This window comes from Gordonia sp. QH-12, assembly GCF_001578675.1.
GTDB classification, from domain to species: Bacteria; Actinomycetota; Actinomycetes; order Mycobacteriales; family Mycobacteriaceae; genus Gordonia; species Gordonia sihwensis.
In genome coordinates this window covers 107260-132426 of sequence record NZ_KQ969291.1, presented here as the reverse complement: position 1 = coordinate 132426, position 25167 = coordinate 107260, and the positions used below count along the sequence as shown (strand labels likewise).

The window sequence follows — 25167 nt, the reverse complement described above, 5'->3', positions numbered from 1 at the left end:
CACATCGTTCGCATCCGAATGATCGGGTCGCCAAACGCTTCGTGCGTGCGCGGACCGCAACCCGAGAAGGGGCTGTGATGACCGGGGACACCACTGAGCACTCCCAGGACTCCCGGGTCGGCAGTTTCCGGTATCTGTTCGCGACCGACGAATGGGAATGGTCCGACGAGGTGGCTCGCATGCACGGTTATCGGCCCGGCAGCGTGAAACCGACCACGGAACTCATCATCAGTCATAAGCACCCCGACGACCGCGGTGCCTTCGAATACGAACTGACCCGGGTGCACCGGGAACACACGCACCTGTCCAGCCGCCACCGAATCATCGACGTGCAGGGGCGAGTCCATGACGTGACCGTCATCGGCCGTACCTTCGACGGCGGGTCGGGAACCCCGATCGGCACGGAGGGCTACTACGTCGACGTCACCGTTCCCGACGAGACCGTCCGCGCCGAGGTGGCCGCGCACATCGAAGACTTCCGGCAGTCGCACGCCACCATCGAGCAGGCCAAGGGGATGCTGATGGTGGTCTACGGGGTCACCGCCGAGCACGCCTTCGACGTGCTGCGCTGGCGATCACAACAGGAGAACATCAAGCTCAAGGATCTGTGCGACGCGATCGTCGAATCCGCGATCCGGAACGCCCAGATGCCGCGGGAGACCCGAAGCGAGTTCGACTTGATCGTGCTCGGTCGCCGTTAGGCCGGCCGGAGGACTGTCAGGACTGGACTGGTTCCGAAACAGGCCTCAGCACCAACCAGCCGCCATGATCGGCGAATACCTCCGCTCCTGCGTGTGCGACCTGATCTGCCCACGAATGAAGCGTCTCCATCGTGACCCGTTGCCGGTGACCGAAGTGCTCGCTCGGCGTCTCTTCGAGAGGCACCGCAATGACCACCGTGCGGCGAGCGACTCGGAGGGCCTCGGAGACCGCGGCGAGCACCTCTGCCGACTCCAGGTGCTCGAGGAGGTGGATCAGAGTCACCGTGTCGACGCTCGCGCTCGGATAAGGCAGTGCAGTCGCGTCTGCGACTTCACAGTTCACGCTCAGCCCGTACCGACGCGACGCGTCGTCCAACAACGAGATCGCACCGGGACTCACATCGCATGCGGAGACGGCTCTGCCGTCCCGCGCGAACTGGATAGCGAGAAAGCCGAAGCAACTGCCGACCTCGAGAACCGATTCGCCCTCGACGAGCGACCGCGCACGTCGGTGGATCGGTGCGAAGGTCGCTGTGCCGTCACTGAGACTGCGAAGGGTGTTGTCGTAGAAGGCCTTCCATCCTTGCGACGCCGTAGGGCCGGACGTCTGGATGATCTCCACGGCCGCCGCTTCGAACTCGGCCTGTCCCGCCAGAGCCCCGATGTCGACCAACGAGGAGAGCGCGCCCACCAGCGTGTCGTCACGGAGGGTGGTCGGGGTGAAGTTGTGTACCAGGGAGATGCTTCCGTCCTGGCTGACGAACCACGACAGCAGTCCGTCGCCCTCGAGCAACTCGCCACGGCGTGCGGCGCGTACTTTCACCCGACCGGGCTCCAGGCGCGGTACCGATGCGTTCAGCAGTTCCATCACGGCCACCCCCGGCTCATGTCGATCACCGCGCGTCCGGTGAACTCACCTCGACGCAGGCGTTCGACGACGTCCGGCACTTCCCCGATGTGCACACCGACTCCGATCGAGTCCAGGTTGCGCGGCTTCAATTCGGTTTCGATCCGACGCCACAGTGCACGCCGACGATCGATCGGCATCTGCACCGAGTCGATGCCGAGAAGGCCGACTCCGCGCAGAATGAACGGCATGACCGTGGTACTGAGCTGGGCGCCGCCCGTCAGTCCGCTGGCCGCGACCACGCCTCCGTAGTGAGTGGTACTGAGAATGTCGGCCAGCGTGGCGCCCCCGACGCAGTCCACCGCCGCGGCCCACCGCGCACGGCCGAGGGGGCGCGGCTTAGCGTCCGGATCCAAGGGCAGACGACCGATGACCTCACTCGCGCCGTATGCGCGCAAACGGTCTGCCTCTGTCGACTTCCCCGTCGACGCGACCACGTCGAATCCCTTTGCGGCCAGCAGATCGATACTTGCCGAACCCACTCCACCAGTGGCGCCGGTGACAATCACCGGCCCCGAAGCAGGCGCGACGCCCCAGTCGAGAATTGCGGCAACGCTCATCGCAGCAGTGAAACCCGCGGTGCCGATCGTGGCGGCCTCGCGCAATGTCAGGGTCTCCAGCTTCACCGCCCAGTCGGCCGGAACCACAGATTCCTGAGCGTAACCACCATCGCGAGCGGTGCCGATCTCGTAACCATGGGCGATCACGTGGTCGCCGACCGCGAAGTCTGGTGACGCCGACTCGGTGACCACACCTGCGATATCGATTCCCGGGACGATCGGGTAGTTGCGGACCACTCCCCCGCGAGGCGCGAATGCGAGAGCGTCTTTGAAGTTCACACTCGAATAGGCGATCTCGAGACGCAGGTCGCCTGGACTAAGGGGCTGCCGCTCGCGGTCGGCGAACTCTGCGCGGATCGAGTCCTCGTCGAGAACGGCCGTGAGGGCCTGGAAAGTGGACATGTATTCCTCCTGGAATTAGGTGTTGCCGCGGCGTGCTGGGTCATTCGCGCGCCGCGTATCGAGAATTCGTACGAGATCGGCGACGACGGCCGGGTTCTCGATCGTGGGTGGGACATCTGGATCTGCGCCGTCGAGTAGCTGGCGAAGGCAGCGGCGAACGATCTTGCCCGACCGGGTCTTCGGGAGTGCGCCGACTACGTGGACTCCGCCGAGCGATGCGATCGGACCGACTCTGTTGCGCACCAGCGTCGCAACATCACTCTGCAATTCGCCTGTCCGGTCCGTGTAGTCGATGGCCGGCACCAGAATCGCGTGCGGGCGCTGACCCTTCAGCTCGTCGCGGACTCCGACGACCGCGCACTCGGCCACACCAGGGTGCTCTGAGATCGCGGCCTCTATCTGCCCGGACGACATTCGATGGCCGGCGACGTTCATGACATCGTCGGTCCGGCCCAGGATGTAGACGTAACCATCGGCGTCGATACAGCCTCCGTCGCCGGAACTGTAGAAGCCGGGATGTTCCGTCAGATAGGTCTGCGCCAGTCGGCCCTCATCACCCCATATGCCGATCAGTGCGCCTGGAGGCAGCGGGAGACGCAGACACACTGCTCCTTCTCGGCCCTGGGGAACCGGATCGCCGTCGGGTCCCAGGATCTCCACAGTGAAGCCGGGAACGGGCTTGGTCGACGAACCCGGACGGGGTTCGAAGTACGTCAGACCGAGGAAATTCGATATCACGGGCCATCCGGTCTCGGTCTGCCACCAGTTGTTGATGACCGGAGACGACTGCACCTCACCCAACCAGCGCTGAGTGTCCGGATCAAGACGCTCCCCGGCCAGGAACAAGCCGCGCAGGCTGGACAGATCGCGCTCGGCGAGCATGGTTCCATTCGGGTCCTCGCGCCGAACAGCACGCATCGCGGTCGGTGCGGTGAGGAGCACGTTGACCCGATACCGTTCGACGATGTCCCAGAACGCACCGGCGTCGGGCGTCCCCACCGGTTTGCCTTCGAACAGTACAGTCGTCGCACCGACGATGAGGGGGCCGTAGACGATGAATGAGTGGCCCACCACCCATCCGATGTCGCTGGCGGCGAAGACCACGTCCCCCGGCTCCACGCCGTAGACATGACGCATGCACCACGCCATGGCAACCGCATGGCCGCCGTTGTCACGGACTACTCCCTTCGGCAGTCCAGTGGTGCCCGACGTATAGAGGATGTACAGCGGGGCCGCGGAGGGCACCGGCACCGGGTCGACTGGTCCGGCCGAGGCCAGCAACTCTGCCCAGTCGTGCTCGGCCCATTCGTCCGCGGGCCAGACGACGACCCTGTCTGGGGGCGGAGGCACTTCCGGCCGATCGACGACGATGACGTGCCGCGGACAGTGGCCGGCCTCCTCCAGCGCCGCATCGAGCAACGGCAGGTACGGGACCGTTCGTCCCGGCTCCAAGCCCCCGGTCGCGGTGACGATCACGGTCGGCCGCGCATCGTCGATCCGTACGGCCAGTTCGGCGGACCCGAAGCCCCCGAAGACCACCGCGTGCACCGCGCCCAGTCGGGCGCAGGCCAGCATCGTGACCACCGCCTCCGGGATCATCGGCAAGTAGACCAGGACGCGATCTCCCACGCCGACCCCGAGTCGGCTCAGCGCGCCCGCGGCACGGCGGACGTCGTCGAGCAGGTGTGCGTAGGTGATGGTCTCTTCGCGGCCGGTCAGCGGTGAGACATATACGAGCGCAGCACGGTCACCGTTCCCTGCGGCGACATGACGATCGAGCGCGTTGTAGGCCGTGTTGATGCTCGCGCCGGGAAACCAGTCGGCGGTGCCGTCGGTCCTCTCATGGAACGGATCATGTGGCCGGTTCTCCCAGTCGATGTCACGCGCCGCCGATAACCAGAACTGGCCGAGGTCGTGTGCCGCGTCGGCGGCTGCGCGCGTGTATCGATCGGGCTCGTTGCCCTGGGATGGACGATTGTCAGTCATCACTGAACCTCGCCGGACGCTTGTCGAGGAACGCTGTCATGCCTTCTGTCTGGTCTGCGAATGCGAACAACGAGTGGAACCACCGGCGTTCGAAGAGGAGACCTTCGGAGAGCGATGTCTGATCAGCGCGCAGCACGCATTCCTTGGCCGCCCGGACCGCCCTCGAGGAGAAGCCGGCGATCTGACGTGCGGCGGTCATCGCCGAGTCGAGAACCTCGTCGTCGGGTACCACACGGCTGACCAGACCCAGACGGAAGGCCTCATCGGCATCTATCCGACGCCCGGTGAGGATCAGATCCATCGCCTGTGGCTTGCCCACCACGCGAGTCAGCCGCTGCGTTCCGCCGATGCCGGGGATTATCCCGAGTGCGATCTCGGGCTGTCCGAACGAAGCGCCCTCACCGGCGAACAGAAGATCGCACATCATGGCGATCTCGCAACCGCCACCGAGCGCGAACCCGTTGACCGCACCGATCGTGGGAATACGCAGTGCTGCGAGCCGCTCCCAAGCGGAGAGATGGTCGGCGTCGGTCATCTCTCCGAACGTGCGATCGCGCATCTCGGCGATGTCGGCGCCTGCGGCGAACGCCCGCCCGGCCCCTGTGAGTACCAGGACGCGAGCGTCAGCGCGTGTCACCTCGTCGAGAGCCTCGGTGAATTCCCGCATCATCTGCGAGCTCAACGCGTTGAGCGCCGTGGGCCGATTCAGAGTCAGAAGGGCCACGCGGTCATCGCCGACGGCGAGAGTAAGAGTGTCATATTCGGACATCGCTGAGGAGAACTCCTTGTGTGAAGGGACTTTGGCCAGGGGACGCGGATGAGGGGTCGAGATGCCCGGACAGCCTCTCGATCAGGGCGTCCACGACGACGCGGACGTGGGGCGCCCGCTGAACCGCCGAAGGCACGACGATCCAGTACTGCTGTCCGACCGCGACACAGTCGGGCAGCACGGGCACGAGGCCCGGATGGAATGAGGTGGCGTAGTTCGGAAGCAATCCGATGCCGTGACCGGCGAGGACCGACTGAATCTGAGCGCCGACGCTGTTCGACTGCACCCGCGGGCATACGCCGGGCAGGAGGCCGTCCAGTACTCGCAGAGCGGCGATATCGAGGCAGCCGTCGAGGTAGTAGACGAGAGGGTGCGCCCGCAGATCCTCGATTCCGGCGATCGGACCGTGCGTCGCCATGTACTCCACGGACGCGAACAGCCCCAAGGAATAGGTGCACAGGCTCCGAGAGACGACCGCGCGCGAGGGAGGCGGTTCCAACGAGACGGCGACGTCGTACTCGCAATTGCGCAGATCGAGTTGGGTGGTCGACGTGAGCAACTCGATCCGCAGCGATCCGTGCTTGCGCAGTGCCGATGCGAGCGCATGCGGGGCCAGGTACGAACCGAAGGCATCGGGAGTGAGGAGGCGTACGGGTCCGCACACTCCGTCCCCGGGGTCTGAGTCGACGACCCGGACCGCATCGTCGATGCTGTGTTCAATCCGTTCTCCGATAGCCCGCAGCCGGCGTCCCGTCTCCGTGAGCTGCCATCGGTTCGGTGATCGGTCGAACAGCCGCCGTCCCACCTTTCTCTCCATCCGCGCGATGTGTCGACTCACTGTCGAGTGATCGACGTCGAGGCGGGCCGCGGCGCCGGTGATGGAACCGTTGCGTGCGACTGCGAGGAGGATCAGCAGATCGTCCGCGCCGACCTTCCCGTGCAATGGCCGAGCCGGACCCATCACGCGACCCCGATCTTGATCAACGCCAACAGCGTCGCCATGACCGCGATCGCGAAGGCGGGCGGATCGAGATGGATCCTGCAGCGTTCCAGTATCAGCCGAGCCCAGCCCTCGGCGACAAGCGACGAGACGATGCCGGTGAGCACAGCCGACACCAGAATCCACGTGGACTCGCCGGTGTGCGCTGCTGCAACACCTGCCGCCAGAGCCGCGGGGAGAGTGAGGTGGTGCGTTACCGGCACCGCCGCGCCGAACACCAGTGCCAACAGGGTCACCGCAGACGCGCCGTACAGAAACAGTCCGACCATCGGCCGCGAGTCCTGCGGCCATGCCAGAAACACCGACCCGGCGATCGCCCCACCGGCTGCGCCGACGACGAGCACCGACGACAGTCGGTGCTGCCAGGGCAACCACTCGAGGCGCACCGGCGCGGGCGTACGCGCCCAGAGCACCGCGGCGATCAACGCGGTCAACACGACACTCACCGCGAGCGAATCGACCAATGCGACCTCCGAACCGTCCGATGCATGCCACGTCGGGAGCTGCTCGACTGCACGGGCCAGCAGTTGGCCTACGACTCCGAAGCCGGCCCCGACCCCGATGATCGACATCGCGTCATAGGTGATCAGTGGCTTGGCGATGTCGCGGCCGGATTCGTGACGACGGATGTGCGCCGCATACGCCGCAGCGGCGGCGCCGCCGGCGAACATCACGTGCGGACCGAAGACGGGCCCGAACGCCAGGTTCTGGACGAGTTCGGCGTCTGGACTGATCGCTGTCATCAGCGTTGCGACGACGACTATCACGCCCATCAGCGAAAAGGCGCCGATTGCGCCCAGCGCTGCTCCGAGCGCACCCCCGCCGGCCGCACCGACGAGTTCGCTCACGGTGAGTGTCATGGTGGTTCCTCACATAAGGTTCTGGCGTGCGCCGCTGCGGCGCCGTCCGCCGATCGAAGTGGGATCGACGACGCGGCGCCGCAGCGCGATCGGTCAGTGCTGGTGCTTGATGATTCCGCGGATGTTCTTGCCCGCGAGGAGGTCGTCGTAGCCCTCATTGACCTGCTCGAGGCTGTACTCCCTCGTGACGAGTTCGTCGAGCTTGAGCTTTCCGTCGGCATACATCCGGACGAGCTTCGGGATGTCGTACGTGGGATTGCAGTCACCGAACAGCGAGCCCTTGATCGTCTTTCGGAAGTAGCTCATCTCAGTGCTGGGAACCTTGACCGTGATCTCATCGATCCGGTTCAACGCGGTGAGCACGAGAGTGCCGCAGCGCCCGATCATCGAGAATCCTGCACTGACCTGCTCCGCAGTGATCAGATCCGTCGTGATGATGGCCGACTCGGCGCCCTGGCCGTTGGTCAATTCATCAACGGCTAGCTTCGCGTCGGCGGCATTGTCGAATGCTTGGGTCGCGCCCAGTTCGATGGCCTTGTCCCGCTTGTTCTGGAGCGGGTCGATGACGATGATGTGCTCGGCACCGGCGTGCTTGGCGCCCTGCACCGCGTTGATGCCGATGCCTCCGATACCGAAGATCACCACGATGTCACCGGGCTTGGTGTCCGCGGCGTACACCGCCGAACCCCAACCCGTAGGGACGCCGCAACCGACGAGCACGGCCTTGTCGAGCGGAATATCGTCGTCGACCTTCACCACGGAGTACTCGTTGATCACGTTGTACTGGCTGAAAGTGCCCAGGGTGCACATGGCACCGTACTGTCCGCGCGGACCACTGATGGGCCAACGCGGCCCTTCCAGATGACCTTCCAGCATCGCGGCGTTCATGTCGCACACCGACTGCCGGCCGGTGGCGCAGTATTTGCAGCGGCCGCAGGCCGGGGTGAACGAACAGATGACGTGGTCGCCGGGCTTGACGCGGGTGACGCCCGGGCCGACCTCCTGGATGATTCCCGCACCCTCGTGACCCAGCACCATCGGCAGCCTGGCGATGGTGTCACCGATCGCGATGTGCACGTCCGAGTGGCAGAGACCGCCGTACTGGTACTGGATCAAGACCTCGTGCGGACCCGGCTTGGCCAGCGTGAGTTCCTCGATCTCGATCGGCTTTCCGGGCTCTACGACGACTGCTGCGAGAGTTTTCATGACTTCTCCTTGTGGTGGGGACTGATTAATGGGTGGATGCGGCCCGACCGCACCGCATGCGGCACGTTCGGAGGGACGGGTAGGTGCGTATCGACCCGGCTAGGATCGCTTGAGGTTCACCACGTGGACGTCGACGAATCCCTCGACGCCGATGCGACCGAACTCCGCGCCGAGGCCTGACTGCTTCACTCCGCCGAACGGCACGTCGGGGGTCAGCTGGAAGTGATGATTGATCCAGCTGGTCCCGGCGTCGAGGCGGTCGGCGACTGCGACGGCTCGGTCGGTGTCAGTCCCCCAGACAGAGGCCCCCAGGCCATACGGCGTGTCGTTGGCACGGTCGATCGCGTCCTCGAGATCGTCGTAGCGGAGAACCGAACGGATCGGAGCAAAGGTCTCTTCTCTGACCAATGGGCTGTCTTCGTCGACATCACGGAGAAGCGTCGGTTCGACGTAGTAACCGGGCCGGTCGAGCATGTGGCCGCCGGCGACGACCGTCCCGTGCTCGTGTGCCAACTCCAGGCTGGCGCGGGCCTTCTCGTATTGCGCCGCATTCTGCACCGGGCCCAGCCGAGTGTCCTCGTCGAGGCCGTGCCCGACGGTCAGTTCCGACACTCGCCGAGCGAGGGCCTCCACCAGCGGGTCGTACATCGACGAGGGTGCATAGATCCTCTTGATCGAGACGCAGACCTGTCCGGCATTGGCGTAGGCCCAGGTGCACAGCCCTTCGGCGGTCTTCTCGACATCCGCGTCGTCGAGAACGATCGCTGCGTCGTTGCCACCGAGTTCGAGGGTGAGCCGCTTGAGAGTGGGGCCGCAGGCCTCCATCACACGGCGGCCAGTCGCCGTTGAGCCGGTGAACGACACCTTGTTGATGCCTGGATGCCCGGTGAGGTGGGCTCCGAGGTCGCCGGCATCTCCGACGACGTTGAACACGCCGGGCGGAATCACGTCGCGGACGAGTTCTGCGAAGTGCATCGTCGCCAGCGGAGTGGTCGGCGACGGCTTCAGGACCATCGTGTTTCCGACGATCAATGCGGGAGCGAGCTTGTAGAGCGCTTGGAACAGCGGGAAATTCCACGGAGTGATCGCACCGACCACACCGACCGGTCGGTGACGCAGTTCGACGTAGCCGTTCTCGTCGTCACGCAGTACTTCGTTCGGCAGTCGATAGTCGGCGAAGTACCGAGTGAAGTCGATCGACCAACTGACGTCGTCACGCGCCTGCGCGATCGGCTTTCCCTGTTCCAGGGTGGTCAGATGCGCGAGTTTCTCGTGGTGCTCGACGAGGACGTCGGCAATCCGATGCAGAATCGCACCGCGCGCATCGACGCTGAGCGCGGACCACCCTGGCAGCGCCCGCTTCGCCGCTTCCACGGCGTCATCGAGTTGTTCCACCGATGCCGCCGGCGTGGTCGCGACCTGCTGGGCCGTCCCCGGGTCGATCACCGACACCTGGGAAGCTCCGTCGACGAGCCGCCCGTTGATCAACTGCCCGTACCTCTTCGTCGCCAGATCGAAGGTCAGAGCAGTGGCTGGAGGTGTAACTGAGGTCATTGCATTCCTCTCGATTCGAGTGCCACCCGGCACAGTGGAGGTCGCCTCGCACAGCGCTTCGTGAGAGCCACGGCGGGTCCGGTCGGCGTACCGGGAAGAGCGACACGATTCAGTGTTGCGACTTGCGTCACACGTATGTGTTCGGTATCCGTACACCTGAAATCGCCGGTTTCCGTCGGCAGAACATTCGATAGACTGGCTTTGAACTCCAGTGATGGAACTCACAGGAACAGGCGGCATGTCAGGCCATCGCGTATGCATGCGCTGGTCTTCCCAGTCGGGATAGCGAGAGGTCCGACCCCATGAGCAATAACGACGCAGTCACACTCACATCGCGCGGAGCGCTCTGGTCCGACCGCGCGCTGCACGCGTCGTGGATGAGGTCTCAGCAGTACGGACTCGACCCGTCCAAACCGATGGATCCGCCGACCACTGACGGCATCGACACGGGGAGCCGGCTCTTCCGCGCTGCAACTCCCGTGCTTCGCCGTATGTGCGCCGGGATCGAGGGCGAACGTTTGTCCGTCATGCTCATCGGCGCTCAAGCAGAGATCCTGACCACGGTGAACGGGTGCGCCCAGATCGATCACGTGGTCGAAAGGATCGGCGCAACGCCGGGAGCTGTGTGGCGCGAAGACACAACCGGCACCAACGCGCTGGCGACCCCATTCGAGACCCGGCGCCCACTGTTCGTCCGCGGCGTTGAGCATTACGTACAAGATCTCCACGGCTACAGCTGCTACGGCCGGCCGATCTTCAATCCGCTGAACGGCCGACTGATGGGCGTACTCGACATCATGAGTGTCGCCGGAGCCGAATCGGGACTGATGCGACCGTTCATCGACACGGCGATCGCGGAGATCGAACGGAACATTCGGAGCACCTCGAGTGGCAGCACACGGTCAGTGATCCGAGCCTTCGAGGACGCGGCCCGGCACCCCGCCGCAGTCGTCGTGGCGCTCTCTAGGGCAATGGTTCTGCAGAGTTCGATGGCAGCTCGCACTCTGTCCGCAACCGACGTCTCGGCCCTGCAGCAACTGGCCGACGGGGTGCGGACAGCCACACGTACGGAACTCGAATTGACCAGTGGCAACACCGCCCGTGTCGAGATGGAGCCGATCGACGGCGCCGATGGAGTCCTGATCCGTGTACAGGCTCGTCAACGTCCGGCTGTACCTCGCACTGCCGACCGCCTGCGCTATTGGAGCCGGGTGCAGAACTGGGTCGACGACATTCGAGACAGCTGCCGCTCGGGCGTGATCGTGGGTGAGCCGGGTAGTGGTCGCACCACAGCATTGGCCGGCGCGGCTGGCGGGCGGGCTCGCCATGCGATCGACGGGCGGACCGATGATCCCACCGAGGTCGAGAACAGACTGCGGTCGTTGATCAACGATCCCGGTCGCGAAGTGCTGACGATCGACAATCTCGACTTACTGCCCCAGTCCGCCCGCAACCTCACCGAGAATCTGCTCGTCGGTCAGGCGCAGCGAGTTCTAGCCGCCACATCCGCCCCGAGACCGGGGGACGCTGACAATGCCCGCCTGCTCGACTTGTTCGAAGATCGTCTGGATCTGCCGGCTCTCCGCGATCAGCGTTCCGAGCTCATCGATCTGCTCAATGAAGTCGCGGGACCTGGCGTCCGGTACCGCTTCACACCTCACGCCACCCGTGTCCTGGAATCGTACTCATGGCCAGGCAACCACCGGGAACTCGCAGGGGTGTTGCGCTCGCTGGAGCGCTCTCGGGGCACTCTCATCGATGTCACTGATCTGCCGATCGCCTTGCGGATGAAGGCCACGACGAAGCAGATGACACCGTGGCAGCAGGCGAGTTGCGACGCGATCATGCGAGCCATGGAGATATGCCACGGGAACAAGGCCCACGCGGCCGACTACCTGGGCATCAGTCGCAGCACTCTCTACCACCACATCAAGGAGTACGGAATCACCGTGTAGACCGACCCGCGTCGGGCCATACCAGCGAAATATGAGCATTGCTCTTGCTCGCGTGCTTGGCGAAGGCTGCGGGAGGTCGTGCAACAACGCACAGGGATGTGTGGATCTGGCCGTTGTCGAGCCGTCTGCGGTGAAGCAGAGTCACAGTCGACCCGTTTCCCGACCAGAGGCCGTCTCATGTCCAACCTCATCGCTTTGCCCCGCATCCTGCGGGTCGGCGCCGACTCCTTGAACGATCTTCCCGCAGTTCTCGCCGATCTCGGGAGTCGACGGCCGTTGATCGTCACCGATCAGTTTCTGACGTCGACGGGTGCGGTGGCCCGGATCGCCGGAGCCCTGTCGGCTGCCGGCGTCGACTGCAGCGTCTTCGACCGCGTGATCCCCGATCCCACGACCGATTCCCTGCAGCCCGCCGCCGAGACGGTGCGCGCCGATGGGTGCGACGCCGTGATCGGCTTCGGCGGCGGCAGCTCACTCGACACAGCGAAAGCGGTTGCGCTGCTCGCCACCACCGATCGCCCGATGCGCGACTTCAAAGCTCCGACGTCGACCGATCAACCGTTGCTGCCACTCATCGCGATTCCGACGACCGCGGGCAGTGGGTCGGAGGCCACGCGGTTCACGGTCATCACGGATTCGGAGACCGGCGAGAAGATGCTGTGCCCCGGCCTGGCGTTCCTGCCGACAGCAGCGATCATCGATTTCAAACTGACCATGTCGATGCCGCCACGACTCACCGCCGACACCGGCATCGACGCTCTGACGCACGCGGTGGAGGCGTACGTCAGCGTGAAGTCGAATCCGTTCAGCGACGGGTTCGCCCTCACCGCAATTTCGACTATCGGCTCCTGCCTGCGTCGTGTCTATGCGGACGGCTCCGACGAAGATGCGCGCGAGCAGATGATGCTGGCGGCGACACAAGCCGGCATCGCGTTCTCCAATTCGAGTGTTGCTCTGGTGCACGGCCTGAGCCGGCCTCTCGGGGCTCACTTCCATATCAGTCACGGACTGTCGAACGCGATGTTGTTTCCGACGGTCGCCGAGTACTCGTTGCCGGGTGCCCTATCCCGCTACGCCGACTGTGCCCGCGCATACGGCGTCGCCGGCGACAAAGATTCGGACGAGGTCGCGAGCAGGCTGTTCCTCGACGAATTGAAGCACCTCAACCATGATCTGGGCGTACCCAGCCCGCGCGAGTTGGGGATCGAGCCCGAGCGCTGGTCCGCGCTTCTGCCGACCATGGCCGAACAGGCACTCGCATCGGGCTCCCCGCAGAACAATCCGGTAGTTCCGAGCACCGACGAGATCTGCGAAATCTATCGGCGCGTGTACTGACTCTCTACTTCGACACTGTTCGGAATCACTTCCACCCTGCCTACATGCACACCTGAGGAGTACCCATGCCTTCAACCACCATCGATACCGTCGGGAACTGGATCAACGGCCGCACTGCCACCTCCGACAGTCCCGACGCCACCAACGTCTACCGTCCTGCCACCGGCGAGGTGACCAAACGGGTCCCCGCGGGTTCCCGTACCGACGCCGAGGCCGCGGTTGCGGCGGCGCACCGAGCCTTCGAAAGCTGGTCTGCTACACCGCCCCACATTCGCGCCAGGGTGATGTTCGCGTTCCGGGACCGCCTGCTCGCCGACATCGACGATCTCGCCGCGATCATCTGCGACGAGCACGGCAAGGTTCTAGACGATGCGAGGGGCGAGCTGCAACGCGGTATCGAAGTCGTTGAATTCGCTTGTGGCATACCTGATCTCATGAAAGGCGAGTTCACAGAGAACGTCGGAACGAACGTCGACGGAATGTCGATGAGGAAGCCTCTCGGCGTGGTGGTCGGTGTGGTTCCGTTCAACTTTCCGGCCATGGTTCCGATGTGGATGTTCCCGATCGCACTGGTCTGCGGCAACACTTTCGTTCTCAAGCCATCCGAGAAGGTGCCCACGTTGGCGTTGAAGATGGCATCAATGCTCGCCGACTCGGGCTTGCCGGACGGAGTCTTCAACGTCGTCCAAGGCGGTCAGACGGTTGTGAACGCCCTGATAACGGATCCGCGAGTAGAAGCCGTCAGTTTCGTCGGGTCGACGCCCATCGCGGAGCACATCTACCGGACCGCTACCGAGTCCGGCAAACGCGTGCAGGCGCTCGGCGGCGCCAAGAACCACCTCGTGGTCATGCCGGACGCGGACATAGACAGCGCGGTCAATGCCCTGATGGGATCGGCCTTCGGCTCGGCCGGCGAGCGCTGCATGGCAATCTCCGTCGTCGTGCCCATCGGAGACGGGGTCGCGCAAGCAGTCCGCGACAGACTCGTCGAGCGGATCGCAGCATTGCGCGTAGGTGCGGGCACCGAGCCCGACGTGGAGATGGGTCCGTTGATTACACGCGAGCATCGCGATCGGGTGATCTCCTACCTGTCGGCCGGTGTGGAAGACGGTGCGGAACTCGTTGTGGACGGCCGAGACCGGTGCGATGGACCCGGCTTCTTCCTTGGTGCTTCACTGTTCGATCATGTGACTCCCGAGATGCGGATCTACCGTGAGGAGATCTTCGGGCCCGTTCTCGCGATGGTGCGAGCCGAGTCGTTCGAGGAGGCATTGGAACTCGTCAACGACCACGAATTCGGCAACGGGACTGCGTTGTTCACTGCCGACGGCGGTACCGCGCGCACGTTCATTTCGCGAGTCAGGGCAGGGATGGTCGGGATCAACGTCCCGATTCCGGTCCCGATGGCGTTTCACTCCTTCGGCGGCTGGAAGCGCTCGTTGTTCGGCGACCACCATATCCACGGCAGGGAGGGCGTCCGGTTCTACACGCGGTACAAGACGGCGACGATCCGTTGGCCGCAGGGGCGAAGCTCCGCTGCGGAATTCGTCATGCCGACCGCGAAGTAGGCGGAGCCGGCCGGCCGCGCCTGCTTCCCCGGTAGGCGTTACGCCGCAGCGAGCCCAGCCAGGCGGGTACCTGTTCGACACCCGACGGCATCGTGTCGACCGGATCGAAGGCCACATCGGGATCGACGCCGACCCGCGTCAGATCGACGAACCCGAGCGGTGTGCGGTGATCTGTCCGTCGCGCCTCCAACGACAGGCCACCGCCCGCCTGCAGTGCGTCGGCGAGCGAGGCGAGATCAAGGCCTCCGAGGACGTGCGGGGCCAGCAGTCGCGCCGACACCGTCCATTGTTCGCCATTCCACGCGAAGGGACTGATCGTCGAGACCTCGAGGTCGTTCCACGTGGCAGTCGGGGTCGGGACGTCGACGACACCGATTCTGCGCACCGGACCCGACAGCAGGAGATCCCAGTGCCGGGGCTCGCCGACGGCGTCGGTGTCTCCGGTCGGCAGTCGGAGGGCCACCCCGACGAGGTCGGGCAGCCCGGCCGGGGTGCCGAGTCCCTTCGATATCCGCACCACTGTCGGACCCGATGCCAGCGGCAGCTGCTCGGCTTCGATTGTGGCGTCGCCGGCGCACACCAGACCGTGTCGATGGACGGCGCGGCCGTGACGCAGACCGGCCACCGTCGCGAAAGTCTTCTCGACGAGCGAACTCGTGCTCTTTGCCAGCATGGCTTCCTCCTGAGGCTCGGTTCGTCGGACCACCGACGAGTACCCGGATCACCGCACGGCCAACCATCGATCGCCGGTGTTTGGGATCGCTCCGCTCGGGGTAGCCGGAGAGGACTCACCGACAGCGAACCGAAGGAGCACGTCATGACCGCGACAACTGTGGAATACGCCCCCGGGACCAGCGTGCGGTGCCGTCTGGCGTCCGGTCACGTCGCCGACTGCGTCGTGGTGGCCGTGCGGCACTTCCCGGTCGACTTCCTCGAGGTGCAGTTCGAGCAGGACGGCCGCCGGATGGCGTTCACCGGCTCGGCGATCGCGAGTGCGATCACACCGGTCTAGGCTCGACGCGCACACGCGAAGCCGCCCACCCCGACGTAGAGGTGGGCGGTTGTCGTGCGGGCCGAGGCCGCGGGTCGCCGCAGGTCAATGCAGCGTCGCCGTGCCGACCCGGTCGACCAGTTCGGTGTCTCCGCCGCGCTGGGCGCAGTGCACACAGCAGTACACCCTGCCGTCCGATTGCACGCCGTGCCCGATGATCGGCGTGTCGCAGACCGTGCAGCGGGGCGCGTGTCCCGCAATCGCGCACTCGAAGCTGTCGTAGACGCCGCGTCCTTCACGGCCCTCCACCGAGATCAGCAGCGCATGTTTGTACTCGTTTCCGCATATGTCACAGACCGCCATGTCGGCTCTCCTTCCGTCGGTCTGCTGTGCAACGGCCAGAAGGCGGCGGACAGGGAGATCCCCGTCCGCCGCCGACGGTCAGTCGACTCAGCTCTGACCGCCTCCGCCGCCGTGGCTGTGCTCGCCGCCGCGGACCTTGGCCTCGTGGGGCTCGTTCTCGGCGCCCTTCTTGCCCGCCTCATGCGGGTCTGCGCCTTCGGACGAACCGAACTGACCGGGGCTGGACTCTCCGCCCTTGCGGGCCTGCTCCTCTGTGTCCGACCGGTTACCGAACTGGCCGGGGTTGTTCGGATCTGCCATGAGAACTCTCCTTCCCTCAGGTGGGGCGTTCTCCCCCACAGTCAGTGAGTACCCGTGTGCACGGGCGTCAAACCCCGACGCCGCATCGGATCGAGAATGCGGTGGTCGGCCGATACCGCGGTCCGGCACGGTCTTGTCACTATCCTGAGAGCCATGGTTATGGCAGACCGCGACGGTGTGAAGACAGCCTCCGGACCGATCACCGCGCTGACGGTGCTGGGTCTGGTCGACAACATGCTCAACGGGCTGGCTCGGGTGCCCTTCAGTCGGCCTTTCCAGGGCGCAGGGGGAATCCTCGACAACATAGGTCAGTCCGTCACCCGGGCCACGGTCCGATCGTTCCTGGGATACTCGGTCAGCCTGCCGATCGAGGACTTCCGCTCCATGGAGAAGATCCTCGACACCGTGTGCGGGGCCATCCTCCATCCGGTGGTCGGATACTTCGGCGGCGTCGAGATCGAGAGCGACGTCGTCGGCGGCCAGGAGGGCGTCTGGTGCCGTGAGAAGGTCGCCGTGCGCGAGGCCGATCCGGAGGTGAAGGCGCGCGACAAGACCATCCTGTATCTGCACGGCGGCGGCTACTTCGGCACCACCCCGAACATGTATCTGATGTTCGCTGCGGCCCTCGTCCGCCTCACGGGATGCCAGGTGTTCATCCCCGACTATCGGATGGCGCCGGAGTTCCCGTTCCCCGCCGCGTTGCACGATGCGGCCGATGCCTACCGGGGGCTGATGGACCTCGGTATCCCCGCCGAGGACATCATCGTCGCCGGCGACTCCGGCGGCGGCGGACTCAGCACCTCGCTGGTCGTCTACCTGCAGGAGCAGGGCATGCCGAAGCCGCGGTCGTTGGTGCTGTTCTCGCCCGAGGTCGACCTCGACCTGTCGCAGGACTCCATCGTCGACAACGCGTCGAAGGATGTCCTGCCCTGGAACATCCCCGTCACCTTCTATCTCCGGGGTATCCAGCCCAACGACGAGCGGGTCTCGGCGGTCTACAGCCATCCGGATCCGGAGTGGTTCCCACCCACGTTCGTGTGCTGGGGCGGCGAGGAGATGTTCCGCGACGCGATCCGGGAGTTCGCCGAGCGGTTGCGCGAGGGCGGCGTGAATCTGCATGCGATGGAGGAACCCGGCATGTTCCACGTCTTCCCCATCCTGATGCCGTGGGCCGAGTCCGCCAAGCGCGTGTTCACGACGATTCGCGAGCTCGCCAAGGAGAACCTCGAATCCGACCCGCGGCCCCAGCCGACCGTCGCACCGGTGCCCTGAACTCGGGCGATTCCGGCTTCCCCGCCTCCGGCGCGGTGCGTACTGCGCTACCGTGAGGCATCCGTTTCGACTGCTATGGGGGAGTCAGCATGCCGTATCTCGGTGGAATCGTCTTCTTGATCTGGGTGGCGGCGTTGATCGACGTGATCATCGCCGACGAGTTCCGCGTCCGTCACCTGCCGAAGGTCGCCTGGGTGCTGATCGTGATCCTGATTCCGCTGGCCGGATCGCTGGTCTGGTTCCTGGTCGGCCGCCCCGAAGGCGGTGCTCCCGTGCCACCCCGGACCACCGGCTTCCCCGAATACGAGCGTCCCGAGTACAAGGCGGCGATCGCCGCCCGCGAGGAAGAGGAGTTCCGTCGCCGGGTTCGCGAACGGGCCGAGGCGCAGCGCCGCCGTGCCGAAGACGACGGGGAGTGACTGCGCCGCACGGCCATCGTGAACGGACGGCGCGTGCCGGTCGGGATTCAGCGGACTGACGAGGAGCGCGTCTCTACTGTCCGCCCGGATTCTCAACACGCCGGTAGCGCAAAGCCATCGCCCCCGACCGGAACTCCTCACGGTGCACCAGCTCGAGTCGGATGCGCTCGCGCAGACCCGACAGCAATGTCGGCCCGTGCCCGGCCAGGACCGGCTGGACGATGAACTCGTACTCGTCGATGAGGCCCGAGTCGGCCAAGGCCAGCGGGAGCGTCACTCCGCCGACCCACAGTCCCCCGCCAGGTTCCTGTTTGAGCCGCCGAACCGCTTCCCCGACATCTCCCGACACCAAGTCCGCATTCCAGTCGACGGTGGCCAGGGTGCTCGACACCACGTACTTCTTCGCCCCGTCGATCGCCTCGGCGAACGGAACCTCCCACTGTTCCATCCAGTCCGGCCATACGCCGGTCGGCGGTCTCCGCCACGCCGACTCCATCATCTGATACGTCACCCGGCCGAGCAGCAGAGCATCGGCTCTCTCCATCTCGGCCGTCCAGTAGGCCATCGACTCCTCGTCCGGCGCGATCCCCGCCTCGTGATGACAGCACCCGTCGAGCGTCACGTTGATCGAGTATCGGAGTGGTCGCATCGCTCTCTCCTCAGCTCGTGAAGTTCCAGCTCAGTGCAGCGTACGACGGATCACCGGTCCGGAGACGGTCGACGGTGACAATGCGGCGGGAACTCGACTAGATCTCGGTGAGCGCTTCTCCGGCAGGGAATGGGAGCGTGAATTCGTCGCCGACGTCACCGATGGCGTCGGAGACCGCGGTAGTGACAATGACCCGATCCGAGTAGAGCTGCCGGATCCGCACCGTGTGTCCGCGGTAGTGAAACCGGTTGCGCAGGAACCCCAGCCCGCGCTCTTCGAGTGCTTCCTCGGCTGCGGACCAATCGGCCACTGGCTCCAGCGGCCGGCCCAGACGGTCGAACGGAATTAGGTCGGGCGCCTGAGACTCGAGGTCGATCCATCCGACGACTTCTCCGTCCTCACGACGGTGTGGGATCCAGTGACTGGGAATGGCGCTCATGGCTTCGCACGCTACCCGGGAGGTTGGCCATTTTTGGTGGTGTGGTGCCTCGGAATGTGCCCGAGGACGGGAAAAGAGCTACCCCTCGTGAGAGGGAGTAGCTCTGACTTCTGTCGAAATTGTGGAGCCTAGGAGATTCGAACTCCTGACATCCGCCTTGCAAAGGCGGCGCTCTACCAACTGAGCTAAGGCCCCGTGCCGGGTCACCGGCCGGTGAATTCTGGTGGGCCTAGGAGGACTTGAACCTCCGACCTCTTCGTTATCAGCGAAGCGCTCTAACCGCCTGAGCTATAGGCCCTTGAACCGAGAATGAAGATTACCCGAACCGCGATACATCTCCAAAACGGCTGGTCACAGCGCTAGTCGAGATCCGCGAGCGTCACCTCGACACCACCGACCATGTCCGCGCACACGTTGTAGATGTAGGCCGAGATGGTGGCGAGGGCTGTGAGAAGAATCGCAGCGACGACACCGAAGAGCGCACTGAACATGAATACCTGGCCGCCGCTGATCAAGTCCTGACCGCTGGTGCTGCCGTCTGCACTGACGAGCGTGCCGAAGGAACTGTTGATCTGATCCCAGATACCCATGCCGCCCAGCACGCCGTAGAGGATGGCGACGGCGATCATCCAGATGAAGAACCCCGCGACCGAGAGGACCCCGGTCACCTTGAACACCGACCACGGGTCGACGCGGCGGATCTGAACCGCGGCACGCAGCGGCGTGCCGACGGCCCGGGCGGGGATCGTCTGACTCGCGGCGCGGGCGATGGCCTGTTCCTTCGCCTGCTCGGTGTGATGAATGGAGTCCAGATCGGGCAGCTCGTCCTTCGGCGCGAGATCCTCGCGCGGAATGTTCCGCGTCTCCGACTCGACGAAGGGGGCGGGCTTGGCACCCGGCTGGTTCGCACCCGGCTGGGGGCCGGCCGGCGGTCCCGCAGGACCGGGCTTCCCGGGCTGAGGCGTCGGCCCCTGCTGAGCCTTGACCGCCGGCATCGGACCGGAAGGCGGACTCGACGGGACCGGTGGCTTCGACTCCGTCCGCGGGGAAGCACCCGACACAACGCCGCGCGGGGGCGGACCGCCGGGACGGTCGTCGCCGACCGTCCCGGCGGCCTTGGCCATCTCCCCCGCGGTCAGCCCGGTCGCGGCGGAGGTCTCCGCACGCTTCCACGGCGGGGGCACGACCCCGCGTTCGACGTTCTTGTCGTCCGGCTGATTCGGTGTGCTCACAGGCGATTCCTCACTGAACGGGTACTACCCCAAACCCTAACCGCTGAGATGGGCTAGTTGTCGTCTGCCGCGCCCTCGTCCTCATCGGGCTCGTCCGCATTGCGCGCGATCGCGATGAGGTTGTCGCCCTCGGACAGATTCATCAGGCGCACGCCCTTGGTCTGCCTGCCGGCCTTTCGGACCTGCTTGGCCTTGGTGCGGATCACGCCTCCACTGGAGGTGATCGCGTAGATCTCGCTGTCGAGATCGACGACGAGAGCACCCACCAGGTCGCCGCGCTTGGGATCGTGCTGGATCGTCAGCACGCCCTTGCCGCCGCGGCCCTGCGCCGAATACTCCTCGATGTCGGTCCGCTTGGCGTAGCCGCCCGACGTCGCGACCAGCAGGAAGGTGTCGGGCCGGACGACGGTGAGGCTGAGCAACTCATCGTCGGCATTGAACCGCATACCCTGCACACCCGAGGTCTGACGTCCCATCGGCCGCAGCGTCTCGTCGTCCGCGGTGAATCGGATCGACTGACCCTTCTTCGACACCAGCAGCAGGTCGTCGTCGGCGCTGCACAGTCGCGCGCCGACCAACTCGTCGTCGCCGCGCAGATTGATCGCCGCGATGCCGCCGGAGCGGTTGGAATCGAAGGCGTCCAGCCGCGACTTCTTGACCAGTCCGTTGCGGGTGGCGAGCACCAGGTACGGCGCGTCGTCGTAGCCGGAGATCCGGATCACCTGCGCGATCCGCTCCTCCGGCTGGAAGGCCAGCAGGTTCGCGACGTGCTGGCCACGGGCGGTGCGGTTGGCCTCCGGCAGTTCGTAGGCCTTGGCGCGGTAGACGCGACCCTTGGTGGTGAAGAACAGCAGCCAGTCGTGGGTGCTCGAGACGAAGAAGTGGGCGACGATGTCGTCCTGCTTCAATCCGGCGCCCTGGACTCCCTTGCCTCCGCGCTTCTGGCTGCGGTAGAGATCGGTCTTGGTGCGCTTGGCGTACCCGGTCTCGGTGATCGTGACGACGACGTCCTCGCGGGCGATCAGGTCCTCGTCGGTCACATCGCCCTCGGCCGGAATGATCCGGGTGCGGCGATCGTCGCCGTACTTGTCGACGACCTCCTTGAGTTCGTCCCTGACTATGGCGCGCTGGCGTTCCGGGCGGGCCAGGATGTCCTTCAGGTCGGCGATCTCGCGCTCGATCTCGGCGAGTTCGTCGATGATCTTCTGCCGCTCGAGAGCCGAGAGTCGACGCAGCTGCATGGCCAGAATCGCATCGGCCTGGATCTCGTCGATGTCGAGCAGATCCATCAGGCCGGTCCGTGCCGCCTCGGTGTTGGCCGACGCGCGGATGAGGGCGATGACCTCGTCGAGCGCGTCGAGCGCCTTCACCAGGCCGCGCAGGATGTGTGCGCGCTCCTCGGCCTTGCGCAGCCGGTACCGGGTGCGCCGGATGATGACGTCGATCTGATGCGCCACGTAGAGGCGGATCATCTGGTCGAGCCGCAGGGTGCGCGGCACACCGTCGACGATCGACAGCATGTTGGCGCCGAAGTTGGTCTGCAGCTGGCTGTGCTTGTACAGGTTGTTGAGCACCACGCGAGCCACGCCGTCACGTCGCAGGGTGATGACGATGCGCAGGCCGGCACGATCGGACGACTGATCCTCGATCTTGCTGATGCCCTTGAGCTTGCCGTCGTTGACCTGCTCGGCGATCGAACTGATCAGATTGTCCGGGTTCACCTGGTACGGGAGCTCGGTGACGACCAGCTGAGTGGTGCCCTTGACCTCCTCGATGTCGACCACCGAGCGCATCCGAATGCTGCCGCGGCCGGTCATGTAGGCATCGCGGATGCCCTGGCTGCCGACGATCAGTCCGGCGGTCGGGAAGTCCGGCCCCTTGACGGCCTCCATGCAGGCGGCGAGCGTCGCCTCCTCGTCGGCCTCCGGGTTCTCCAACGCCCAGAACACGGCGTCCGCGACCTCGCGCAGATTGTGCGGCGGGATGTTGGTCGCCATACCGACCGCGATGCCGCCGGAACCGTTGATCAGCAGATTCGGGACGCGCGACGGCAGCACCGTCGGCTCCTGCGTCTTGCCGTCGTAGTTCGGGATGAAGTCGACGGTCTCCTCGGTGATGTCGCGCAGCATCTCCATGGCCAGCGGAGTGAGTCGGGCCTCGGTGTATCGCATGGCGGCGGCGCCGTCGTTGCCTCGCGAACCGAAGTTGCCCTGACCATCGATGAGCGGGTACCGCATCGACCACGGCTGCGCCAGACGCACCAGCGCGTCGTAGATCGAGCTGTCGCCGTGCGGATGGTAGTTACCCATCGTCTCCGACACCGGGCGGGCCGACTTCACGTAGCCGCGGTCGGGACGGAAACCGGCGTCGAATGATGCGTACAGAAGCCGGCGGTGCACCGGCTTGAGGCCGTCGCGGACCTCCGGCAGGGCGCGTCCGACGATCACGCTCATGGCGTAGTCGATGTAGCTGTTCTGCATCTCCTGCCCGAGATCGACGGGCTCGATGCGGTCCCCGCCGTTGTTCTCTGGCAGATCAGTTTCGTCGCTCATGAATCACTTTCCTGCGGCCAACGCCGCGTGCTGGCATCGGGTGCGGTCCCCGGCACTGCCGGGATCCGCGGAGTCGAAGTCGGTGGACGGATCAGACGTCGAGGAAGCGAACGTCCTTGGCGTTGCGCGCGATGAAGGTGCGGCGTGCCACCACGTCCTCGCCCATGAGGATCGAGAACAGTTCGTCGGCGGCAGCGGCGTCGTCGAGGGTGACCTGCTTGAGGACGCGGACCTCCGGATCCATCGTGGTCTCCCACAGCTCGCTGGCGTTCATCTCGCCCAGACCCTTGTAACGCTGGATGCCGTCGTCCGGGTTGATCTTCTTGCCCGCGGCGCGGCCGGCCTCGAGCAGCGCGTCGCGCTCGCGGTCGTTGTACGCGAACTCCGGCTCGGCGCCCTTCTGCCACTTGAGCTTGTACAGCGGGGGCATCGCGAGGAAGACGTGTCCCTGTTCGATCAACGGCCGCATGAAGCGGAACAGCAGCGTGAGCAGCAGCGTCGCGATGTGCTGACCGTCGACGTCGGCGTCGGCCATCAGCACGATCTTGTGATAGCGCAGCTTGCTGATGTCGAACTCATCGTGGATGCCGGTGCCGAAGGCGGTGATGATCGACTGGACTTCGGCGTTCTTGAGAACGCGGTCGATGCGGGCCTTCTCGACGTTGATGATCTTGCCTCGCAGCGGCAGGATCGCCTGGTACATCGAGTCGCGGCCCGACTTGGCGGAACCGCCCGCGGAGTCGCCCTCCACGATGTAGACCTCGCACTTGCTGGGGTCGTTGCTGCGGCAGTCGGCGAGCTTGCCGGGCAGGCCGCCGATGTCGGTCGCGGTCTTGCGGCGGACGAGCTCACGTGCGCGACGCGCCGCGAGTCGGGCCTGCTGCGAATCCGCGGCCTTGCGGATGATGGTCTTGGCCTCGGCCGGGTTCGCGTCGAACCACATCGCCAGGTGCTCGTTGCACGTCTTCTGGACGAAGCTCTTGACCTCGGTGTTACCGAGCTTGGTCTTGGTCTGGCCCTCGAACTGCGGGTCGGCCACCTTGACGGAGATGACGGCGGCCAGACCCTCTCGGATGTCGTCGCCGGAGAGCTTGCCGTCCTTCTCCTTGATGAGCTTCTTGTCGATCGCATACCGATTGACCGTGCTGGTCAGCGCCGCGCGGAAGCCCTCTTCGTGAGTACCGCCCTCAGCGGTGTTGATGGTGTTGGCGAAGGTGTGGACCGATTCCGCGTATCCCTCGTTCCACTGCATCGCGATCTCGACCTCGTGGCCCTCACCCTTGGCGGTGAAGCCGACGACGGTCTTGTGGATCGGGGCCTTGGTGCGGCTGTTGAGGTGCTTGATGTAGTCGATGAGGCCGTCCGGGTAGTGGTACGTCCGCGTCTTGACCTTAGCGATGGCCGTAGCCTTCTGCTCTTCGGTCTTGATGCTGGCGTCGCCGTCCTCCGACTCCTCCACCTCTGCCTCGAGCACGGCCTCGTGGACCCGCTCGTCGGTCAGGGTGATGGTGAGGCCCTTGTTCAGGAAGGCCATCTCCTGGAGCCGCCGGGCGATCGTCTCGATGTTGTACTCGGTGGTCTCGAAGATCTTCCCGTCGGCCCAGAAGGAGACGCTGGTCCCGGTGCCGGACGCGGCCTCGCCCTCGACGAGCGGACCCGGCTCGGCGTTGGTGTACGTCTGCCGCCACACCGAACCGTTGCGCTTGATCTCCAGCTCGACCTTCGTGGACAGCGCATTGACCACCGAGATGCCGACGCCGTGCAGACCGCCCGACACCGCGTATGAATCGGAGTCGAACTTACCGCCGGCGTGCAGCTGGGTCATGATGACCTCCACCGCGGGCACACCCGTCGCATGCATGCCGACGGGCATGCCACGACCGTCGTCCACGACGCGGATGCCGCCGTCGGCCAGCAGGGTCACGTCGACGCGGGTGGCGTAGCCGGCCATCGCCTCGTCGACCGAGTTGTCGACGACTTCCCAGATCAGGTGGTGCAGACCGCGCTCACCGGTGGAACCGATGTACATGCCGGGACGCTTGCGGACAGCTTCCAGACCCTCGAGGATGCTGATCGAGTCGGCACCGTATTCGCTCGGCTTTGACTTGCCTGACTTCTTAGGTGCGTTGCCGCTGGTGTCTGCCACT

Annotated in this window: 23 protein-coding genes and 2 tRNA genes; 7 read left to right on the top strand and 18 right to left on the bottom strand. The window is 65.3% G+C overall.

Going from position 1 to position 25167, the window contains the following annotated elements; translation table 11 throughout:
• Window positions 1-77: 77 nt before the first annotated feature.
• On the top strand, window positions 78-701 hold the full coding sequence (locus Y710_RS10815; protein ID WP_062367463.1) for a PAS and ANTAR domain-containing protein: 624 nt from the start codon (window positions 78-80) through the stop codon (window positions 699-701).
• A gap of 16 nt (window positions 702-717) precedes the next feature.
• Here Y710_RS10815 and mftM read toward each other — a convergent pair whose 3' ends face one another.
• The 8 genes from mftM to Y710_RS10775 all read right to left on the bottom strand — a co-directional run bounded on the left by mftM (window position 718) and on the right by Y710_RS10775 (window position 9945).
• Window positions 718-1569, bottom strand: a complete 852-nt coding sequence (mftM, locus tag Y710_RS10810) for a mycofactocin oligosaccharide methyltransferase MftM (protein ID WP_082781296.1) — start codon at window positions 1567-1569, stop codon at window positions 718-720.
• The gene (locus Y710_RS10805; RefSeq protein ID WP_006896793.1) at window positions 1569-2570 is read right to left on the bottom strand and encodes an acrylyl-CoA reductase family protein; all 1002 of its coding nucleotides are present in this window, start codon (window positions 2568-2570) and stop codon (window positions 1569-1571) included. The genes mftM and Y710_RS10805 overlap by 1 nt, the downstream gene beginning before the upstream one ends.
• A gap of 15 nt (window positions 2571-2585) precedes the next feature.
• Complete coding sequence (locus Y710_RS10800) at window positions 2586-4556, bottom strand: AMP-binding protein (RefSeq protein ID WP_062367461.1); 1971 nt, start codon at window positions 4554-4556, stop codon at window positions 2586-2588.
• Window positions 4549-5325: an enoyl-CoA hydratase-related protein gene (locus Y710_RS10795; protein WP_006896791.1), complete on the bottom strand. Its 777-nt coding sequence runs from the start codon at window positions 5323-5325 to the stop codon at window positions 4549-4551. Before Y710_RS10795 ends, Y710_RS10800 begins: the two co-directional genes overlap by 8 nt.
• Entirely contained in the window at window positions 5312-6286 is a 975-nt protein-coding gene (locus Y710_RS10790) for a LysR family transcriptional regulator (RefSeq protein WP_006896790.1), read from the bottom strand. The genes Y710_RS10795 and Y710_RS10790 overlap by 14 nt, the downstream gene beginning before the upstream one ends.
• On the bottom strand, window positions 6286-7185 hold the full coding sequence (locus tag Y710_RS10785) for a DUF7973 family transport facilitator (protein WP_062367460.1): 900 nt from the start codon (window positions 7183-7185) through the stop codon (window positions 6286-6288). The genes Y710_RS10790 and Y710_RS10785 overlap by 1 nt, the downstream gene beginning before the upstream one ends.
• 93 nt (window positions 7186-7278) lie before the next feature.
• A complete protein-coding gene (locus Y710_RS10780; RefSeq protein ID WP_006896788.1) occupies window positions 7279-8391 on the bottom strand; it encodes an NDMA-dependent alcohol dehydrogenase in 1113 nt (370 codons plus the stop codon).
• Between the two features lie 99 nt (window positions 8392-8490).
• Window positions 8491-9945, bottom strand: a complete 1455-nt coding sequence (locus Y710_RS10775) for an aldehyde dehydrogenase family protein (protein ID WP_006896787.1) — start codon at window positions 9943-9945, stop codon at window positions 8491-8493.
• A gap of 302 nt (window positions 9946-10247) precedes the next feature.
• Between Y710_RS10775 and Y710_RS10770 the strand changes: the two genes are divergently transcribed.
• From Y710_RS10770 to Y710_RS10760, 3 genes are all read left to right on the top strand, one after another.
• Window positions 10248-11900 carry a sigma-54-dependent Fis family transcriptional regulator gene (locus tag Y710_RS10770; protein ID WP_006896786.1) on the top strand — a complete coding sequence of 551 codons (1653 nt, stop codon included), beginning with the start codon at window positions 10248-10250 and terminating at the stop codon, window positions 11898-11900.
• Window positions 11901-12077: 177 nt separating this feature from the next.
• Entirely contained in the window at window positions 12078-13235 is a 1158-nt protein-coding gene (locus Y710_RS10765; RefSeq protein WP_006896785.1) for an iron-containing alcohol dehydrogenase, read from the top strand.
• Between the two features lie 65 nt (window positions 13236-13300).
• A complete protein-coding gene (locus tag Y710_RS10760) occupies window positions 13301-14803 on the top strand; it encodes a CoA-acylating methylmalonate-semialdehyde dehydrogenase (RefSeq protein WP_062367459.1) in 1503 nt (500 codons plus the stop codon).
• On the opposite strand, the gene Y710_RS10755 is transcribed toward Y710_RS10760, so the two are convergent.
• Window positions 14784-15476: a hypothetical protein gene (locus Y710_RS10755; RefSeq protein WP_062367458.1), complete on the bottom strand. Its 693-nt coding sequence runs from the start codon at window positions 15474-15476 to the stop codon at window positions 14784-14786. The two genes, Y710_RS10760 and Y710_RS10755, sit on opposite strands and share 20 nt — an antisense overlap.
• Window positions 15477-15620: 144 nt before the next feature.
• Here Y710_RS10755 and Y710_RS10750 point away from each other — a divergent pair, with 144 nt between their 5' ends.
• On the top strand, window positions 15621-15815 hold the full coding sequence (locus Y710_RS10750; RefSeq protein ID WP_006896782.1) for a hypothetical protein: 195 nt from the start codon (window positions 15621-15623) through the stop codon (window positions 15813-15815).
• A gap of 84 nt (window positions 15816-15899) precedes the next feature.
• Here Y710_RS10750 and Y710_RS10745 read toward each other — a convergent pair whose 3' ends face one another.
• Together Y710_RS10745 and Y710_RS10740 are read right to left on the bottom strand one after the other, a co-directional pair.
• On the bottom strand, window positions 15900-16157 hold the full coding sequence (locus Y710_RS10745) for a hypothetical protein (RefSeq protein ID WP_062367457.1): 258 nt from the start codon (window positions 16155-16157) through the stop codon (window positions 15900-15902).
• 87 nt (window positions 16158-16244) lie between these two features.
• The gene (locus Y710_RS10740) at window positions 16245-16457 is read right to left on the bottom strand and encodes a hypothetical protein (protein ID WP_006896780.1); all 213 of its coding nucleotides are present in this window, start codon (window positions 16455-16457) and stop codon (window positions 16245-16247) included.
• Between the two features lie 153 nt (window positions 16458-16610).
• On the opposite strand from Y710_RS10740, the gene Y710_RS10735 reads away from it, so the two are divergent.
• Both Y710_RS10735 and Y710_RS10730 read left to right on the top strand, forming a co-directional pair.
• Window positions 16611-17729: an alpha/beta hydrolase gene (locus tag Y710_RS10735; RefSeq protein ID WP_062367456.1), complete on the top strand. Its 1119-nt coding sequence runs from the start codon at window positions 16611-16613 to the stop codon at window positions 17727-17729.
• Between the two features lie 89 nt (window positions 17730-17818).
• Window positions 17819-18148: a PLD nuclease N-terminal domain-containing protein gene (locus Y710_RS10730; protein WP_006896778.1), complete on the top strand. Its 330-nt coding sequence runs from the start codon at window positions 17819-17821 to the stop codon at window positions 18146-18148.
• A gap of 73 nt (window positions 18149-18221) precedes the next feature.
• On the opposite strand, the gene Y710_RS10725 is transcribed toward Y710_RS10730, so the two are convergent.
• From Y710_RS10725 to gyrB, 7 genes are all read right to left on the bottom strand, one after another.
• Window positions 18222-18797, bottom strand: a complete 576-nt coding sequence (locus Y710_RS10725) for a dihydrofolate reductase family protein (protein WP_062367455.1) — start codon at window positions 18795-18797, stop codon at window positions 18222-18224.
• A 97-nt stretch (window positions 18798-18894) separates the two neighbouring features.
• The gene (locus Y710_RS10720) at window positions 18895-19236 is read right to left on the bottom strand and encodes a hypothetical protein (RefSeq protein WP_062367454.1); all 342 of its coding nucleotides are present in this window, start codon (window positions 19234-19236) and stop codon (window positions 18895-18897) included.
• 122 nt (window positions 19237-19358) lie between these two features.
• Window positions 19359-19431 (bottom strand) — tRNA-Ala (locus Y710_RS10715).
• A 26-nt stretch (window positions 19432-19457) separates the two neighbouring features.
• A tRNA-Ile gene (locus Y710_RS10710) sits at window positions 19458-19534 on the bottom strand.
• Between the two features lie 61 nt (window positions 19535-19595).
• Window positions 19596-20468: a DUF3566 domain-containing protein gene (locus Y710_RS10705; protein WP_082781295.1), complete on the bottom strand. Its 873-nt coding sequence runs from the start codon at window positions 20466-20468 to the stop codon at window positions 19596-19598.
• A gap of 53 nt (window positions 20469-20521) precedes the next feature.
• Window positions 20522-23020, bottom strand: coding sequence for a DNA gyrase subunit A (gyrA, locus tag Y710_RS10700; protein ID WP_006896774.1), 2499 nt, complete (start codon window positions 23018-23020; stop codon window positions 20522-20524).
• Window positions 23021-23111: 91 nt separating this feature from the next.
• The gene (gyrB, locus tag Y710_RS10695) at window positions 23112-25166 is read right to left on the bottom strand and encodes a DNA topoisomerase (ATP-hydrolyzing) subunit B (RefSeq protein ID WP_006896773.1); all 2055 of its coding nucleotides are present in this window, start codon (window positions 25164-25166) and stop codon (window positions 23112-23114) included.
• Window position 25167 lies beyond the last annotated feature (1 nt).

Excerpts from the sequence above, each read along its gene's own strand:
- Y710_RS10720 (WP_062367454.1), bottom strand. The coding sequence starts at position 19,236 with ATGAGCGCCATTCCCAGTCACTGGATCCCACACCGTCGTGAGGACGGA.
- Y710_RS10800 (WP_062367461.1), bottom strand. The coding sequence starts at position 4,556 with ATGACTGACAATCGTCCATCCCAGGGCAACGAGCCCGATCGATACACG.
- gyrA (WP_006896774.1), bottom strand. The coding sequence starts at position 23,020 with ATGAGCGACGAAACTGATCTGCCAGAGAACAACGGCGGGGACCGCATC.
- Y710_RS10725 (WP_062367455.1), bottom strand. The coding sequence starts at position 18,797 with ATGCGACCACTCCGATACTCGATCAACGTGACGCTCGACGGGTGCTGT.
- Y710_RS10730 (WP_006896778.1), top strand. The coding sequence starts at position 17,819 with ATGCCGTATCTCGGTGGAATCGTCTTCTTGATCTGGGTGGCGGCGTTG.
- Y710_RS10750 (WP_006896782.1), top strand. The coding sequence starts at position 15,621 with ATGACCGCGACAACTGTGGAATACGCCCCCGGGACCAGCGTGCGGTGC.
- Y710_RS10745 (WP_062367457.1), bottom strand. The coding sequence starts at position 16,157 with ATGGCGGTCTGTGACATATGCGGAAACGAGTACAAACATGCGCTGCTG.
- Y710_RS10775 (WP_006896787.1), bottom strand. The coding sequence starts at position 9,945 with ATGACCTCAGTTACACCTCCAGCCACTGCTCTGACCTTCGATCTGGCG.
- Y710_RS10760 (WP_062367459.1), top strand. The coding sequence starts at position 13,301 with ATGCCTTCAACCACCATCGATACCGTCGGGAACTGGATCAACGGCCGC.
- Y710_RS10755 (WP_062367458.1), bottom strand. The coding sequence starts at position 15,476 with ATGCTGGCAAAGAGCACGAGTTCGCTCGTCGAGAAGACTTTCGCGACG.
- Y710_RS10795 (WP_006896791.1), bottom strand. The coding sequence starts at position 5,325 with ATGTCCGAATATGACACTCTTACTCTCGCCGTCGGCGATGACCGCGTG.
- Y710_RS10785 (WP_062367460.1), bottom strand. The coding sequence starts at position 7,185 with ATGACACTCACCGTGAGCGAACTCGTCGGTGCGGCCGGCGGGGGTGCG.
- mftM (WP_082781296.1), bottom strand. The coding sequence starts at position 1,569 with ATGGAACTGCTGAACGCATCGGTACCGCGCCTGGAGCCCGGTCGGGTG.
- Y710_RS10770 (WP_006896786.1), top strand. The coding sequence starts at position 10,248 with ATGAGCAATAACGACGCAGTCACACTCACATCGCGCGGAGCGCTCTGG.
- Y710_RS10790 (WP_006896790.1), bottom strand. The coding sequence starts at position 6,286 with ATGGGTCCGGCTCGGCCATTGCACGGGAAGGTCGGCGCGGACGATCTG.
- Y710_RS10815 (WP_062367463.1), top strand. The coding sequence starts at position 78 with ATGACCGGGGACACCACTGAGCACTCCCAGGACTCCCGGGTCGGCAGT.
- Y710_RS10740 (WP_006896780.1), bottom strand. The coding sequence starts at position 16,457 with ATGGCAGATCCGAACAACCCCGGCCAGTTCGGTAACCGGTCGGACACA.
- Y710_RS10735 (WP_062367456.1), top strand. The coding sequence starts at position 16,611 with ATGGTTATGGCAGACCGCGACGGTGTGAAGACAGCCTCCGGACCGATC.
- Y710_RS10780 (WP_006896788.1), bottom strand. The coding sequence starts at position 8,391 with ATGAAAACTCTCGCAGCAGTCGTCGTAGAGCCCGGAAAGCCGATCGAG.
- Y710_RS10805 (WP_006896793.1), bottom strand. The coding sequence starts at position 2,570 with ATGTCCACTTTCCAGGCCCTCACGGCCGTTCTCGACGAGGACTCGATC.
- Y710_RS10765 (WP_006896785.1), top strand. The coding sequence starts at position 12,078 with ATGTCCAACCTCATCGCTTTGCCCCGCATCCTGCGGGTCGGCGCCGAC.